Source organism: Haloferax volcanii DS2 (assembly GCF_000025685.1).
Classification (GTDB): Archaea; Halobacteriota; Halobacteria; order Halobacteriales; family Haloferacaceae; genus Haloferax; species Haloferax volcanii.
Genome location: NC_013964.1, coordinates 65,851 through 81,152, shown reverse-complemented (window position 1 = coordinate 81,152; position 15,302 = coordinate 65,851). Strand labels below are relative to the sequence as shown.

The window sequence follows — 15,302 nt, the reverse complement described above, 5'->3', positions numbered from 1 at the left end:
GGACGAGCGGGACGGCCGCCCGGCCGCAGTTAAATGGACTATTCATATAGCATCGCATCTATGCCCGCAAGGTCCGTACCTCACAGCGTACGTGAAATCAGCAGTCTATCGCGGTCCGGGCGACGTTCGCATCGAGGAAAAACCAGAACCGGAGCTTCAACAACCGACCGACGCGGTCATCCGCGTCACTCACACCGCCATCTGCGGGTCCGACCTCTGGTTCTACCGCGGTCACGAGGAACACGAGGAGGGCTCCGGGGTCGGCCACGAGCCGATGGGTATCGTCGAGGAAGTCGGTGAGGACGTCACGAGCGTCCAACCGGGCGACCGCGTGCTCGTCCCGTTCGCGTACAGCTGCGGGGAGTGCGAGTTCTGTCGCAAAGGCATCCACACCGCGTGTGTAGACGGCGGGTTCTTCGGTCCGCACGGCGACGAGACCGGCGGCGCACAGGCCGAGAAGGTCCGCGTCCTCCACGCCGACGGCACGGTCGTTCGGGTCCCCGAGCGGTACGCCGACGACGAAGAGACGCTCAAATCGCTCCTCCCGCTCACGGACGTGATGTCGACCGGCCACCACGCCGCCGTCTTGGCGGACCTCGAAGCCGGCGACACCGCGGTCGTCATCGGCGACGGCGCGGTCGGACTGTGCGGCGTCCTCGCGGCGAAGCGCATCGGCGCAGAGCGAATCATCGCGGTCGGCCACCACGAGGACCGCTTGGAAGTCGCCCGCGAACTCGGCGCGACCGACACCGTCTCGTCCCGCGGCCAAGAGGCCGTCGAGGAAGTCCTCGAACTCACCCACGGCGGCGCGAACCACGTCCTCGAATGCGTCGGCGCGGCGTCGGCGCTCGAAACCGCCGCGCAGGTCGCCCGTCCCGGCGGCTCCATCGGCGCCGTGGGCGTCCCGCACGTCGAGTCCGCCGACTTCCTCCAGCCGATATTCTACAAGAACCTCTCGTTCTCCGCCGGCGGCGCACCCGTCCGGAACTACATCGAGGAACTCATGGACGACGTGCTGCAGGGCACCCTCGACCCGTCGCCCATCCTGACGAAGACCGTCGACCTCGACGGCGTCCCGGAAGGCTATCAGGCGATGGACGACCGCGAGGCAATCAAGGTCATGGTGAAAGTCGACGAGTAAGACACACCCTGACCCAGACCGACGGTCGAGACGCGCTTCCGGCGGAGGCGGCCGTTTCAGCGGGGGCTATCCCCGGCACCAATCCACAACTATCACCACCGTAAGCCGCGAGACCGAGAGCAATCGAAATGAAGCCGTGAGCGGGTGTCGCGGTCGACGCAGGCGGCTCAGGCCAGGTCGTTCAGCGCGGTTCGGAGCGCGTCGACGGCCTCGCCGAGCTGCGCCTGCGAAATCGTCAGCGGCGGCTGGAAGCGCATGACGTTCTTGTAGTAGCCGCCGACGCCCATGACGACGTTGGACTCCTCGCGGAGGTGCTCGCCGACCGCGGCCGCGAGTTCCTTGTCCGGGGCGGGCGCGACGTGCTGCGGGCCGGTCGTCTCGGGGTCCACGAGTTCGATGCCCTGCATCAGCCCGAGGCCGCGGGCCTCGCCGACCACGTCGTAGTCGGATTCGAGCGTGGCGAGTTCGGCCGAGAGCCACTCGCCGTTCTCGCAGGCGTTGTCGACGATACCGTTCTGGAGTTCCTCGATGGTCGCCAGCGCTGCCGCGCAGGCGACGGGGTTGCCGCCGAACGTCGAGAGGTGGTCGCCGGAGCCGAACGCGTCCGCGATGTCCGCGGGTGCCGTGAACGCGCCGAGGGGCAGGCCGTTGGCGATGCCCTTCGCCTGCGTCAGGATGTCCGGTTCGACGCCGAACTGCTTGCTGGCGAACAGTTCGCCGGTGCGGCCGTAGCCGGTCTGGACCTCGTCGGCGATGAGGAGCGCGCCGTGGTCGTGGGCGATGTCCCGGACGCGCTTGAGCCACGCCTCCGAGGGGACGACGATGCCGGCCTCGCCCATGACGGGTTCGACGACGACCGCCGCGAGGTCGCCGCTGGTGTGCGAGCCGATGACCCGTTCGAGCGCGTCCGCGCAGTCCGCGCCGCAGGTGTCGCCGTCACAGCGGGGACAGCGGTAGGCGTACGGCGGCGCGGTGTGAGCCACGTCGTTGATGGTCGGGGCCATGTCCTGCTTGTAGGCCCTGTTGCCGGTGAGCGCGAGGCTGCCGAGGGTGCGGCCGTGGAAGCCCATCTCCAGCGAGATGACCTCTTTCGAGCCGGTGTACTTCCGGGCGAGTTTGATAGCTCCCTCGACGGCTTCGGTGCCGGAGTTACAGAAGAAGGTCTTCTGGAGGTCGCCCGGCGTCACCTCGGCGATGGTCTCGGCGAGGTCGGCCACCGGCCGGTTCGGATGGACGTACGAACAGCCGTGGACGAACTCCTCCAACTGCTCCGTGGCGGCCTCGACGACCGCCTCGTTGTTGTGTCCGACGTTCGTCACCGAGATGCCCGAGAACACGTCGAGATACTCGTTGCCGTCGAAGTCTTCGAGGGTACAGCCGGACGCCCGCTCGACCGGGACGTTCAGCGATTTCCAAATCGGCATGAGGTAGTCGTCGTACGCCGCCTCGACCGACGAGTTCGTCGTCCGTTCTCTCATGAACACAAGTTCCAAACTGAATCCTAATAAATTATTCTGTGTGGAATATCATACAGAATACTGCGGGTGTGTCGGGACGAGGGCGGTCGTTCCAGACTCGAACGCGCCTGGGAGCTCCGTACTCGACTGCGTTCGTCACCGACGTGTTTTGAACACAGTCCGAGTATTCTGCTGTGTCTGGAACATTTATCAACATATGGGACGACAGTGGGTCCAAGCGGGAGCGACGAGCGACCGCCGCGCTCCCGAGAGCCGACCATGAAATCCATCAACCCCGCGACCGAGGAGGTCATCGAGACGCACGAGGAACACGACGAAGCGACGGTCGACGCGCGATTGGACGCCGCGTGGGACCGGTTCGAATCGTGGCGCGAGACGCCGATTTCGCGGCGCGAGAAACTGCTCGCGGCCGCGGCCGACGTGCTGCGCGAACACAGCGAGGAGTACGCGACGCTGATGACCGAGGAGATGGGCAAACCCGTCGAGCAGGCGGTCTCCGAGGTCGAAAAGTGCGCGTGGGTCTGCGACTACTACGCCGAACACGCGTCGGAGTTCCTGCAGGACGAGCACATCGGCACCGTGCCGGGGTCGAAGACGTACGTCTCCTACGAGCCAATCGGCCCGGTGCTCGCGGTGATGCCGTGGAACTTCCCGTTCTGGCAGGTGTTCCGGTTCGCGGCCCCGCACATCACCGCCGGAAACGTCGCCGTGCTCAAGCACGCGCCGAACGTCTTCGGCTGCGCCGACGCAATCGCCTCCGTCTTCGAGCGGGCGGGCTACCCCGACGACGTGTTCACCTCGCTCCGGATTCCCGCCGAGCGCGTCGCCGGCGTCATCGAAGACGACCGAGTTCGGGGCGTCAGCCTGACGGGGAGCACCCGCGCCGGGCGGGCCGTCGCGGAGACGAGCGGCCGCGAACTCAAGCCGACGGTGCTCGAACTCGGCGGGAGCGACCCCTTCGTCGTCCTCGACGACGCGCCGCTCGAAGCGACCGCGAAGCGGGCCGCACGGGCGCGAACGCAGAACAACGGCCAGTCGTGTATCGCCGCGAAGCGCTTTCTCGTCCACGAGGCCGTCTACGACGAGTTCGTCGAGCGCTTCACCGAGGAGATGCGCGCACTGACCGTCGGCGACCCCACCGACCCCGAGACCGACGTGGGGCCGCAGGCGCGGGCGGACCTCATGGAGACGCTCCACGAGCAGGTCACGGCGTCCGTCGAGGCCGGCGCGACGCTCCGCCTCGGCGGCGAACCGCTGGACCGACCCGGCCACTACTACCCGCCGACGGTGCTGACCGACGTGCCCGAGGACGCGCCCGCGAGGACCGAGGAACTGTTCGGCCCCGTCGCCACCGTCATCAGAGTCGAAGACGAGGCGGAGGCGGTCCGCGTGGCGAACGACACGCCCTACGGCCTCGGCGCGAGCGTCTGGACGGCCGACGCCGAACGCGGCGAGGCGCTCACGACGAAGCTCACCGCGGGTAACGTCGCGGTCAATCACGTCGTCGCGTCTGACCCGCGGGTCCCGTTCAGCGGGACGAAGGACTCGGGCTACGGGACCGAACTCTCCCGGCACGGGATTCGGGAGTTCGTCAACACGAAGACGGTCTGGGTCGAGGACGCGCCCGCCGACGAGTGAGCGCGACGACGCCCGACCCAGCACCCGGAGCGACACCCAACGCGACACCGGGCGCGACGCCCGCGACGACGCCCGGAACGCGAATCGAGCGCGGACGCCGTTTCTTTCTGCTCGACGAGTTGACTACTATTCGAACCGACGGCCGTTTGGCGATTTTCCGGTGAATCGTCGCTCGATTTGTCGTCCCAGATGACGGATTACTATTGAACTGTGTTTCTAATAGAGACTAAAAATTGAACACAGTAAGATATATAGTGGGTAAGTTAGAATGTGGTGATGTCACTCATAACCATGACAGGAGAACTCTCACGCGTCCTCTCGAAGCGCGACGTGTTCGTGCTCGCACTCGGAGCGATGATCGGATGGGGTTGGATCGTGCAGACGGGGTACTTCATCGACCAAAGCGGCGTCACCGGCGCTATCTCGGCGTTCGTCCTCGGCGGGTTCATGGTGACCGTCGTCTCGCTCATCTACGGCGAACTCGCCTCCGCGATGCCGTTCGTCGGCGGCGAGCACGTTTACAGCATGCGGGCGTTGGGGCCGGCCGGCTCGTTCGCCTGTACGTGGGCGATAATCTTCGGCTACATCAGCGTCGTCGCGTTCGAAGCGGTCGCGCTGCCGAGCGCCCTCGCGTACATCGTCCCCGGCTTCAACGTGTTCGAACTCTGGACGGTCGCCGGCCAGCCGGTCTACGGTACGTGGGTCGCGACGGGCGTCATCGGCTCCGTGGTTATCACGTACCTCAATTATCGGGGTGTCCGGCCGGCGGCGCAGTTCCAGGCGATTCTCGCGCTCGTCATCACGCTGTCGGGGCTGACGCTCCTTCTCGGCGCGCTGTTCAACGGCACGTCGCCGTCGTCGCCGCCGCTCGCGGGAGCCGGCATCGGCGGCGTGTTCACGATCGCCATCATGACGCCGTTCATGTTCGTCGGCTTCGACGTGATTCCGCAGGCCGCGGGCGAGGCCGACGTGTCACCGAAGCTCCTCGGCGGGCTCATCGGGCTCTCGGTCGCCTGCGCCGCCGCGTTCTACATCGCCGTCATCTGGGCGGCCGGGCAGGTCGCCACGGGCACGACGCTCGTCGAGAGTTCGCTCCCCGCCGCGACGGCGATGGAAATCGCGTTCGACAGCGTGACCATCGGCCGCATCATGGCGCTGGCCGGCCTCGCGGGCATCCTCACGAGTTGGAACGGGTTCGTCCTCGGAGCCAGCCGCGCCATCTACGCGATGGCCGACTCGCACATGCTCCCCGAGAAGCTCGCGACGATTCACGACGACCACGACACGCCGTCGACCGCAATCGTGCTCGTCGGCGGCCTCGCGGCGCTCGCGCCCCTGTTCGGCGAGCAGATGCTCGTGTGGGTCGTCAACGCCGGCGGGCTCGGCATGGTGACGGCGTGGCTTCTCGTCGTCGTTTCGTTCCTCGTGCTCCGGTACCGCGACCCCGACTTCGACCGGCCGTTCAAGCTGCCGGCGGGCTACGCGGTCGGCGCGCTCGGGCTGCTGTTGACCGTGTTCTTCGTCGGTCTCTACCTCCCCGGCTCGCCCTCGGCGCTGGCGTGGCCCTACGAGTGGGCGATGGTCGGCGGCTGGTGCCTGCTCGGCGTCGTCCTGCTGGCCGTCGCCGGCGGGCTGCCGACCCGGACGGAAGCGAAGGCGCACCTGAGCGCCCAGCAGCTCGAAGACTGATTCGCTTTCGCTTCCGGCGGTCGAAACGCGGTGCGGCGGGGTTCGTGCGGATACGGCACGGGCCGCGTCACGACACGTCGGGGAGAAGCGCCGCTTTCAGTTCTTCGAGTTCGTAGTCGTTCAGCGGGTTCGGCTCGTCCTTGATGGTCGTGATGACGAACGTCGAACTCGTCCGCGAAATCTCGTCTATCTCCTCGAACTCGGAGATGAGGTCCTCGACCATCGAGCGCGAGGCGAGATGGGAAATCAGGACGAAGTCGGTGTCGCCGAGCGTGAAGTAGACCTCGTTGACGCCGGGCACCTCCCCGAGTTTGTCTCCGACCTCCTTGTGGTACTCCGAGCCGTACTCGGCCCAGACCTCGGTGATGAGCGTGAGGTTTAGCCCGGCCTTCTCGAAGTCGATATCGAAGATGTCGTTTTTGATGATGCCCTGCTCTTGGAGCCGTTCGAGGCGGTAGTGAACGGTCGACTTCGGGATGCCCGTCTCCTCGGTTATCCGGTCGGGACTCCCCGATTCGAGCGTCCCGATGGCCTTGAGGATTCGAAGGTCCTTCTCGTCCATGGACCGTAATCAGGTGTGCACCGATATTATTGTTCTGCGTTCAACCCCGCCCGCGTCGGGGAGGGAACGACAAGAGGCGGTGAGAACGGCGCGGCGCAGACACCGACGGTCGTCCCCGAGACGGTCAGTCGCGGGGTCGAACGCCGAGGTTCGACGCGTCGGGACCGAACACCTCGGCCAACAGCGCCGGCACGTCGTCCGGGCGAACGTCCGAGTACCACCGGTTTCGGGGGTGGATGGCGACCGCGGCCCCGTCCGCACTACAGAGGCCGAGACAGCTCGTTTCTGCAACGTGGACCCGCGACCAGAAGACGCCACGGTCGCGCAACCACGAGGTCACCGCGTCGTACACCGCCGGGCCGTCGGCCTCGGCGCAGTCGGCGTACTCGGACTCGCGGCCGTTCGTACAGACCAACACGTGGTCCGTAAAGCCGTGCTCGCGGACCTCGTCGGTTCGGTCGCGCATCAGTCGGCCGCGGGAGCCGAGTCCCGGCCGGCGGTCGGAATCCCCGGTTCGGACTCGGACTCACTCGACGGCCGGAACCGCGCGTGCGCCGCCGCGAGGACCAGCCACAGGAGGACCTGTCCGAACGCGAACAGGCCGGTGAGTCCGGTTTCGAGCGCCGGCGACAGCGCCCCGCGAACCGCGTTTTCGGGGGCGACGACGGCCAGCACCGCGAGCAGGCCGAACGGGACGGCCGCGCCGACGAGAGCCGCACCGAGGCCCCGCGACTCGCGCAGGCGGGTGTAGACGTAGCCGGCCGAGAGGCAGGCGAGCGCCCCGGCGAGCATCATCCCGGCGTAGAGCGGGAGCCGCGTCGCCGTCGAGAGCGACTGTTCCGCCCCCGGCGCGACCGGCGGGAGCACCAACCACGGCGCGCCCGAAACGGTGACGAACCCCGCGAATCCCATCAGATAGCTCTTCGCGGCGTCGGGTCCGGGAATCGCCGGTTCGAGGAAGAAAAAGGCGACCCCGAAGAACGCGCCGCCGAGCACGACGCCCCACAGGCCGCCGGCCGCGACGCTCACGGCTTTCGTGACCGCCATCGACACCGCGGTGTCGTGATGGCCGCCGCTCTCGCCGGCGTGGGAGTCACCGGACTCGTGGCTGTGAGCCCCCTCGGCCTCGTGACTGTGGGCGCTTTCGGCCTCGTGAGTATGTCCGCTCTCCTCGACTGTCGCGTGGTTCAGGTCGTCCGCGTAGCCGACGAGCGGGTTGGCGACGACGGCCATGAACAGTCCGAACACCAGTCCGGCGACGACCCCCGCCTTCACTCCCCGCGTCAGGTACTCCCCGAACATCGTCAGTGGCAGGCGATGCCGGCCGCGTGGCGGAAGTTGTGCAGCGAGTCGTGGACGAGCGGGTCCTGCACGAACAGGAGCGTAAAGCCCAGCGCGACGATAAAGAGGGAACCGGCAGCCATCTGCGCGGGGGTCAGTTCCGTTCGTGCGCGTTCGATGCGACCGTTGACGGTGTTCGCCGTAGCCATGGTAAACTCGGATTGATGAAAACCAAGCACAGTTGTAAAACTTTCGAGAACAAGCGAGATTGTGTTTCAGCAACCTCGATTTAATAACTCCGGGGCGGATTTTATGAAACCTTGTTTGTGGTACAACAAGCACAATTGTTTTCAAACCGCGCCGGGATTGTCGAGTCGAATGTCACAGGTAACGCTCCCGCACGACGCCAAGGCGGGACCCACGAAACCGGAGGTGAGAGCGGTCACGCTCGACAAACTCGGCTTGCGGCCGACGGACCACTTCGTCGACGTCGGCTCCTGTACCGGCTCGGTCACCATCGAGGCGGCCCGGCGGGTCGAGCGCGTGACCGCCGTCGAGCGCAAGCCGGACCGACTGGACGTGACGCGGAAGAACCTCGCGGCGAACGACTACGACGCCGACGTGACGCTCCGCGAGGCGGAGGCTCCCGACGGCCTCCCGACCGACGCCGACGCGATGTTCGTCGGCGGCAGTCGGAACTTCGAAGCCGTGTTGGACCACGCCGTCGAGACCGGCGTCGACCGAATCGTCATGAACGTCTCGCGGGTCGAACCCGCCGGCGACGCCATCGAGGCGTTCCGCGAGCGCGGCCTGCTCTCGGCGGTCGTCCAGCTGCAGGTGAGCCACGGCTACGAACTCGCCGGCGCGACGAGTTTCCGGTCGAACAACCCGGTGTACGTCGTCGTCGGCCGACGCGACGCGGAGGGGCTATGACCGTCTACGGCATCGGTCTCGGCCCGGGCGAGGCCGACCTCGTGACGGTCAAGGGGAAACGCCTGCTCGAATCGGCGGCGGTGGTTTACTCGCCCGGCCGCCTCTCGCGGACGGTCGCGCTGAACCACGTCCCCGAGGAGCGCATCGGCGACCTCGACTTCCCGATGACGCGCGACCCCGACGAACTCCGCCGCGCGTGGAAGGAGGCCGCCGCCGAGGTGGCCGCCCGCGCCGACTCCGAGGACGTGGCGTTCGTGACCCTCGGCGACCCCAACGTCTACTCGACGTTCGGCCACCTCCGCCGCACCCTCGACGCGTTCCACCCCGAGGTCGACCTCGAAGTCGTCCCCGGCGTGAGCGCGATGACGGCCTTCACGACCGCGCTCGGCGTCGAAATCGAATCCGGAACCGGGCTGGCGCTCCGCGAGGCCGCCAACGGTGCCGCGCCGACCGGCCCGGACCGCATGGTGCTGTTCAAGGTCACCGACGCGCCGGCGACCCACGAGAAGCTGACCGAAGCGGGCTACGACGTTCGCTTCGGCCGCCGCCTGTTCATGGAGCAGGGCGAGACGGTCGTCACCGACGACCCCGACGAACTCGCGGAGCGCGACTACTACACGCTGGCCTACGCCGAGCGCGAGGGCGTCGAGCGCGACGTGGCGACCGCCGAGTTCGACGGCGTCGAATCGGGGGGGTCGGCGTGAGCGCGGACGGCGAGGCGGACACCGGCTTCACCGACGAGGAGGGAATCCCCTTCGTCGGCGCGGGACCGGGCGACCCGGACTTGCTCACCGTCGCCGGGCGGAAACTCGTCGAGGACGCCGACCTCGTGGTGCACGCGGGGTCGCTCGTCAACAGCGAACTGTTGGACGAGTTCTGCGCCGACGCCGAGCGGGTCAACAGCGTCGGCAAGGACCTCGAAGAGCTGATTCCGCTGATGGCCGACGCCTACGAGTCGGGTCGGACCGTCGTCAGACTCCACAGCGGCGACCCGGCGATTTACGGGGCCGCCTTGGAGCAGATGGACGCGCTGGCCGAGGCTGGCGTGCCGAGCTACCTCGTTCCCGGCGTCACCTCGGCGTTCGCCGCGAGCGCGACGCTCCGCACCCAGTTGACGCTCAACGAGGTCTCGAATCACGTCGTCTTCACCCGGCCGCGGGGCCGGACGCTCTCGGCCGAGGAGGACCACATCAGCGACTTCGTCGGCTTCGGTGACACCACGGTCTGTATCTACCTCGGCACCCACGCCGTCTCGGAGACGATGGACCGCCTGCTGGACGAGGGCCACGACCCCGACACGCCCGTTGCGGTCGTCTACCACGCCTCGTGGCCGGACGAAGACGTCATCGAGGGCACCATCGAGACCATCGGCGAGCGGGTCGAAGACGCGGGCTACCGCGCCTCGGCGCTCGTCATCATCGGCGAGGCGGTGAACGGCTCGGCGTACGAGCGGTCGTTCCTCTACGGCGACTGGGCCCGCGGCGGCGACGCACCGAACGACGAACCCGACACCGAAACACAGGAGCCAGACAATGAGTGACACAGACACCAACTCGGACACCGACTCCGGAAGCGGCCACTGTCAAACGCCAGACAGCGACGGCGAGGTTGCCGACGAAATCGCCATCGTCAGCTTCGAACGAAAGCTCGACACGGCGGAAGAAATCAAGCGCGACCTCGCGGACGACTACGACCGGATAGACGTCCTCACCTACCACGGCGACGTGTTCGCCGACCACTGGGGCGAGTACGACTGCTTCGTCGGCCTCATGGCCAGCGGCATCGCCATGCGGAAGACCGCGGGCCTCCTCGACGACAAGTGGGAGGACCCGGCGGTCGTCGTCGTCGACGAGGAACTGACGTGGGCGATTCCGCTCACCGGCGGCCACCACGGCGCGAACCAAGTCGCCCACGACCTCTCGAAACTCGGGGCCGTCCCGGCGATGACGACCGCCTCGGAGGCCGCGGGCAAACAGGGCGTCGAGAGCAAGGCGAAGGCGCTCGACTCCCACGTCGTCAACGGCGATTCGACCGTGGCGACGAACCTCGCCGTCCTCAACGACGAACTCGGTCCCGTCGCCCGACTCGACGGCCCGAAGGCGGTCCTCGTCGGCGACGACGTGACAGTCCTGAAGCGCAACGGCGGCGACGGCGTCGTCCTCGGGACCGGGAGCGTCTCCGGCGCGAAGAAAGCGCAGTTCCTGACGGCGTGGGAGCAAGCGCTCGACGACGCCGACTGCGACTGGGACGACGTCGACTTCGTCGCGACCGGCACGCGAAAGGCGGACGAACCGGGGATGCTCGACGCGGCCGAGGAAATCGGCGCGGGCGTCGTCTACTTCGAAAAGGAGACGCTGACCGAGTTCGAAGGGCCGACCCCCTCGCGGTCGAAGGAACTCATCGGCTGGCCCGGCATCGCCGAGGCGAGCGCCATCGCCGGCGGCCGCGACCACGAACTGGTCGTCGAAAAGCGGCGCTACGACGACGCCGTGACCGTGGCGGTGGGACGATGAACGACGGTCGCGAGCCGACCGAACCGGCGACCGAGTCAGCGACCGAACCGGCGGCCGACGACCGCGACGAGGTCCCCGACGACTACGGGACCCTCTACGTCGTCGGCATCGGGCCCGGTCTCCCGGACCACATGACGAAGCGGGCGAAGGAACTCATTTCCACCTCGGACTGCGTGGTCGCCTCGAACCTCTATCAGGAGTTCCTCCGCGACGACGGAACCCTCCCGCCCGAGGGGAGCGACGACGGGCCGGAGGTCGTCCGCTCGTCGATGGGAAAGCAGGTCGAACTGACCCGCGAGGCGTTCGAGCGCGTCCGCGACGGCGAGGACGTGGTCCACGTCTCCGGCGGCGACCCGAACGTCTACGGGAAGTCCGACCTCGTGTTCACGATGGCGAAGGGCGACGAGGCGACCGACGTGCCAATCGAAATCGTCCCCGGCGTCACCGCGGCGCTCGGCGGCGCGGCCATGATGGGCGCGCCGCTGTCGAACGACTTCTGTACGGTCTCGCTGTCCGACAAGTGGCGCGGCTGGGACGAAATCGAGGAGAAACTGCGCGCGGCCGCCATCAGCGGCTTCGTCATCGTCCTGTACAACTGCTGGCGCAACTACGAACGCGCCATCGACGTGGTCCGCGAGGAGCGGGCCGACGACGTGCCGGTCGGCATCTTCAACGACGCCGGCCGCGGCGAGGCCGGCCGGAATCTGGACGACGAGACGTTCTCGGTGACGACCCTCGGCGACGCGAAGGCCCACGACGACGACGTGGGCGGGATGGGAACCTCGATTCTCATCGGCACCCACGAGACCGAACCCTGGAGCAACGACTACCAAACGTACCTCGTCACGCCCCGCGGCGGGCGCGACGTCGACGACTTCTAACCCATGAGCGACTCAGACACGACAACCGAATCGAACTGCGGCGGTGCGACGACCGAATCGACTGAATCGACCGACACGACCAACTCAGAATCGAACTGCGGCGGGACGAAGACGGAGACCGAGACGGACACGACCTCGAACTGCGGCGCGTCGTCCTCGACGACGGACGACGACTCGGCGTCGAAGTGCGGCGGCAGTTCGGGCGGGTCGAAGAAGGAACAGACCGCAGAGAAGGTCGAAGCGACCATCGAGGACTTCGACGGCGAGCCGGGGCAGTTGGTCGCCGTCGGCCTCGGTCCCGGCCGCGCGAGCGAGATGACGACGCTGGCGAAAGACACGCTCCGCGAGGCCGACCACATCGTCGGCTACACGACCTACATCGAACTCCTCCCCGACGACGTCGTCGAGGGCGCAGAGGACATCTACTCGACGCCGATGTGCGGCGAGGTCTCCCGGACCGAGGAGGCGGTCGACCGGGCGCTCGCCGGCAACGACGTGGCCATCGTCGGCAGCGGCGACCCCAACGTCTACGCGCTGGCCGGCCTCGCGCTCGAAATCCTCGAATCGAAGGGCGCGACCGCGAGCATGGTCGACTTCGACGTGGTCGCCGGCGTCCCGGCGGCGCAGTCCTGCGCGGCCCGACTGGGCGCGCCGCTCGTCAACGACACCGTGACCATCAGCCTCTCGGACCACTTGACCTCGATGCCGACCATCGAGTCGCGCCTCCACGCGGCCGCCAAGGAGGGCTTCACCATCGCCATCTACAACCCGTGGAGCCGCAAGCGCCGGTCGAACTACGAGAAGTGCTGCGAGATTCTCCTCGAACACCGCGCGCCAGACACGCCGGTCGGCATCGTCCACGGCGCGGGCCGCGACGACGAGGAAGTCGAAATCGTCGACCTCGGTGACCTGCCCGACCTCGGTGAGACCGACCTCGTGGACATGACGACGACGCTGCTCGTCGGCAACGAGGAGACGTACGTCTGGGACGACCGGATGGTGACGCCGCGGGGCTACGAGCAGAAGTACGAGTACTGAGATGTTCGAAATCGAAATCGACCGAGACGCCTGCGACGGCATCTTCGCCTGTCTCGCCCGCGACGGGCGGTTCGTCGAGGACGACGACGGACTCGCCACAATCGACCCCGACGCGGCCGGCGTCGTGCGCGTCGAGCAGACGGGCGGGCGCGTCGTCGCCGTCCTCGAAGGCGACGCGGAGTCGGACGACGACGCGACGCTCGCGACCCGAGCCTGCCCGCCGGGCGCGATTTCGGTCCGGGAGGTGGACGCGTGAGCGACGCGAACGCCGGCGTCGCCCCCGCGGACGACCTCCTCGAAAGCGCGCCCGAGACGGCCTACCTCTGGGGCCACGTCGCCGGCGGCGGCCAAATCGAACGAGCGCAGTTCACCGTCTCGACGGGCGACGAGACCTGCGCGAACCGCCTCGCGGTCATCGCCGGCGGCGGCGACATCGACCGCCGGGAGACGGCGCGAGAGTACGCCCACAACACCGCCGTCACCCGCGTCAAAGACGAGTACCGCGTGACGGTCGACGGCGACGTGGTGCGAAGCGCGAGCGCCGCGTTCGGCCTCCCCGTCGGCGGCGACGCCGGCGGCTACCGCTTCGACGTGTTCGACGCCCGGCGAAAACAGCTCCTCCGCGGCCTGCTCGAATCCTGCGGGACGGTCTGTTTCAAATCCTCGTCGGGGACGGTCGGCATCTCGTTCGTCCACGACGACCGGGCGCTCCTCGAAACCGTTGACCGACTGCTCGACGCCTGCCCCGTTGACGCGCCGACCGGCGAGATTGGCGAGACCTCCTCTGGCGGCTACTGGTTCGGTATCGACGACGACGCGGCCGCCGGCTTCGGTGAGTGGGTCTACGAGGGGAGCGACGAGACGAACCTGTTCGCGCCGACGCGGCGTCGAAAGCTCGTCCGTAGCCTCGAAGAGGCGGAGAACGCATGAGCCTCGAACGGCCCGACCCGGCGCTCGACGACGACGCGGTGCTCCTCGTCGGCCACGGCTCGCGCCGCGAGGAGTCGAACGAGCAGGTGCGGACCCTCGCCGCGAAACTGGAATCGCGGCTGTCGGTCCCGGTGGACGCGGCGTACATCGAACTCGCCGAGCCGTCGATAGACGACGCAATCGAGACGATGGCTCCGACCTGCCGGACGATGACCGTCGTTCCCCTCTCGCTTTTCGCCGCCAGCCACGTCAAAAACGACGTGCCGCTGGCGGTCCAGCGGGCCCGCGCGACCCACGACGACACCGAGTTCCGGTTCGGCTCACATCTCGGCATCCATCCCTCGCTCGTGGATTTGTTGGACGAGCGGGCGCGGGCGGTCGAATCCGACCTCGGCGTCGACCGCGAGGACGACGACGTGGCGGTCGTGCTCTGCGCCCGCGGGTCGAGCGACCCCGACTCGAACGGCGACGTGCACAAACTGGCGCGCCTGCTGTACGAGGGCCGCGAGTTCACCCGCGTCGAATCGGCGTTCATCGGCGTCACGACGCCCCGGCTTGAGGAGACGCTTCACACCGTCGCCAAGGACCGCCCGGACGCCGTCGTCGTCCTCCCGTACATGCTCGGTGACGGCGTGCTGACGGAACGAATCGTGGACACCGCCGAGACGTTCGACGAGGAGTACCCCTACGTCGACGCCGGCGCGTCGGGACCGCTCGGCACCGACGCCCGGGTGGTCGAGACGCTGGCCGACCGCTATCAAGAGGCGCGGTCGGGGAGCGTCGAGATGTCGTGCGACACCTGCAAGTACAAGGTCGAACTCGCCGGCTACGAGGACGACGAGGGCGGCGCTCGCGCGATGCTTCGCTCGCTCGTCCACCAGGCGGAACACGCCGACCGGAGCGACGTTGACGACGACCCGCACGTCCACGACGCCCCCGAGAAGCACGTCGCGGTCTGCACGAACCAGACCTGCGCCGCGAGCGGCGCGGCGACCGTCCTCGAACAACTCAGACAGGGCGTGCGCGACGCCGACGACTGCGACGTACACGTCTCCCGGAGTTCGTGTCTCGGCCAGTGCGGCGACGGCCCGATCGTCGCCGTCTACCCCGACAGCGTCTGGTACGGCGGCGTGACGCCCGACGACACCGACCGCATCGTCTCGTCCCACCTCGAACGGGACCGCATCGTCTCGAACCTCGTCCACCAATCACTCTAAT

General features: G+C 67.8%; 17 protein-coding genes. 12 read left to right on the top strand and 5 right to left on the bottom strand.

The window, feature by feature from the left end; translation table 11 throughout:
- Positions 1 to 91 precede the first annotated feature (91 nt).
- Complete coding sequence (locus HVO_RS00340; protein ID WP_004041084.1) at positions 92 to 1,141, top strand: zinc-dependent alcohol dehydrogenase family protein; 1,050 nt, start codon at positions 92 to 94, stop codon at positions 1,139 to 1,141.
- A gap of 167 nt (positions 1,142 to 1,308) precedes the next feature.
- On the opposite strand, the gene HVO_RS00335 is transcribed toward HVO_RS00340, so the two are convergent.
- Positions 1,309 to 2,619, bottom strand: a complete 1,311-nt coding sequence (locus HVO_RS00335; RefSeq protein ID WP_004041085.1) for an aspartate aminotransferase family protein — start codon at positions 2,617 to 2,619, stop codon at positions 1,309 to 1,311.
- Positions 2,620 to 2,877: 258 nt separating this feature from the next.
- Between HVO_RS00335 and HVO_RS00330 the strand changes: the two genes are divergently transcribed.
- Both HVO_RS00330 and HVO_RS00325 read left to right on the top strand, forming a co-directional pair.
- On the top strand, positions 2,878 to 4,257 hold the full coding sequence (locus HVO_RS00330) for an NAD-dependent succinate-semialdehyde dehydrogenase (RefSeq protein ID WP_004041086.1): 1,380 nt from the start codon (positions 2,878 to 2,880) through the stop codon (positions 4,255 to 4,257).
- 276 nt (positions 4,258 to 4,533) lie between these two features.
- Entirely contained in the window at positions 4,534 to 5,946 is a 1,413-nt protein-coding gene (locus HVO_RS00325; protein ID WP_004041087.1) for an APC family permease, read from the top strand.
- A 67-nt stretch (positions 5,947 to 6,013) separates the two neighbouring features.
- Here HVO_RS00325 and HVO_RS00320 read toward each other — a convergent pair whose 3' ends face one another.
- The 4 genes from HVO_RS00320 to HVO_RS00305 all read right to left on the bottom strand — a co-directional run bounded on the left by HVO_RS00320 (position 6,014) and on the right by HVO_RS00305 (position 7,998).
- Complete coding sequence (locus tag HVO_RS00320) at positions 6,014 to 6,508, bottom strand: Lrp/AsnC family transcriptional regulator (protein WP_004041088.1); 495 nt, start codon at positions 6,506 to 6,508, stop codon at positions 6,014 to 6,016.
- Positions 6,509 to 6,632: 124 nt separating this feature from the next.
- Positions 6,633 to 6,974 (bottom strand): (2Fe-2S) ferredoxin domain-containing protein, encoded by a 342-nt coding sequence (locus HVO_RS00315; RefSeq protein ID WP_004041089.1) that lies wholly within the window; start codon positions 6,972 to 6,974, stop codon positions 6,633 to 6,635.
- Positions 6,974 to 7,810, bottom strand: a complete 837-nt coding sequence (locus tag HVO_RS00310; RefSeq protein WP_004041090.1) for a CbtA family protein — start codon at positions 7,808 to 7,810, stop codon at positions 6,974 to 6,976. Before HVO_RS00310 ends, HVO_RS00315 begins: the two co-directional genes overlap by 1 nt.
- A gap of 2 nt (positions 7,811 to 7,812) precedes the next feature.
- Positions 7,813 to 7,998: a CbtB domain-containing protein gene (locus HVO_RS00305; protein WP_004041091.1), complete on the bottom strand. Its 186-nt coding sequence runs from the start codon at positions 7,996 to 7,998 to the stop codon at positions 7,813 to 7,815.
- 169 nt (positions 7,999 to 8,167) lie between these two features.
- Between HVO_RS00305 and cbiT the strand changes: the two genes are divergently transcribed.
- From cbiT to HVO_RS00260, 9 genes are read left to right on the top strand one after another with little or no spacing between them, the layout of a single operon-like run.
- Entirely contained in the window at positions 8,168 to 8,722 is a 555-nt protein-coding gene (gene cbiT / locus HVO_RS00300) for a precorrin-6Y C5,15-methyltransferase (decarboxylating) subunit CbiT (protein WP_004041092.1), read from the top strand.
- On the top strand, positions 8,719 to 9,426 hold the full coding sequence (locus tag HVO_RS00295; protein ID WP_004041093.1) for a cobalt-factor II C(20)-methyltransferase: 708 nt from the start codon (positions 8,719 to 8,721) through the stop codon (positions 9,424 to 9,426). The genes cbiT and HVO_RS00295 overlap by 4 nt, the downstream gene beginning before the upstream one ends.
- The gene (gene cobM / locus HVO_RS00290) at positions 9,423 to 10,262 is read left to right on the top strand and encodes a precorrin-4 C(11)-methyltransferase (RefSeq protein ID WP_004041094.1); all 840 of its coding nucleotides are present in this window, start codon (positions 9,423 to 9,425) and stop codon (positions 10,260 to 10,262) included. Before HVO_RS00295 ends, cobM begins: the two co-directional genes overlap by 4 nt.
- The gene (gene cbiG / locus HVO_RS00285) at positions 10,255 to 11,235 is read left to right on the top strand and encodes a cobalt-precorrin 5A hydrolase (protein ID WP_004041095.1); all 981 of its coding nucleotides are present in this window, start codon (positions 10,255 to 10,257) and stop codon (positions 11,233 to 11,235) included. Before cobM ends, cbiG begins: the two co-directional genes overlap by 8 nt.
- On the top strand, positions 11,232 to 12,116 hold the full coding sequence (locus tag HVO_RS00280; RefSeq protein WP_004041096.1) for a precorrin-3B C(17)-methyltransferase: 885 nt from the start codon (positions 11,232 to 11,234) through the stop codon (positions 12,114 to 12,116). Before cbiG ends, HVO_RS00280 begins: the two co-directional genes overlap by 4 nt.
- A 3-nt stretch (positions 12,117 to 12,119) precedes the next feature.
- Positions 12,120 to 13,154 carry a precorrin-3B C(17)-methyltransferase gene (cobJ, locus tag HVO_RS00275; protein ID WP_004041097.1) on the top strand — a complete coding sequence of 345 codons (1,035 nt, stop codon included), beginning with the start codon at positions 12,120 to 12,122 and terminating at the stop codon, positions 13,152 to 13,154.
- Between the two features lies 1 nt (position 13,155).
- Positions 13,156 to 13,410: a ferredoxin gene (locus tag HVO_RS00270; RefSeq protein WP_004041098.1), complete on the top strand. Its 255-nt coding sequence runs from the start codon at positions 13,156 to 13,158 to the stop codon at positions 13,408 to 13,410.
- Positions 13,407 to 14,084 carry a hypothetical protein gene (locus tag HVO_RS00265; RefSeq protein WP_004041099.1) on the top strand — a complete coding sequence of 226 codons (678 nt, stop codon included), beginning with the start codon at positions 13,407 to 13,409 and terminating at the stop codon, positions 14,082 to 14,084. The genes HVO_RS00270 and HVO_RS00265 overlap by 4 nt, the downstream gene beginning before the upstream one ends.
- The gene (locus tag HVO_RS00260; protein WP_004041100.1) at positions 14,081 to 15,301 is read left to right on the top strand and encodes a CbiX/SirB N-terminal domain-containing protein; all 1,221 of its coding nucleotides are present in this window, start codon (positions 14,081 to 14,083) and stop codon (positions 15,299 to 15,301) included. Before HVO_RS00265 ends, HVO_RS00260 begins: the two co-directional genes overlap by 4 nt.
- Position 15,302 lies beyond the last annotated feature (1 nt).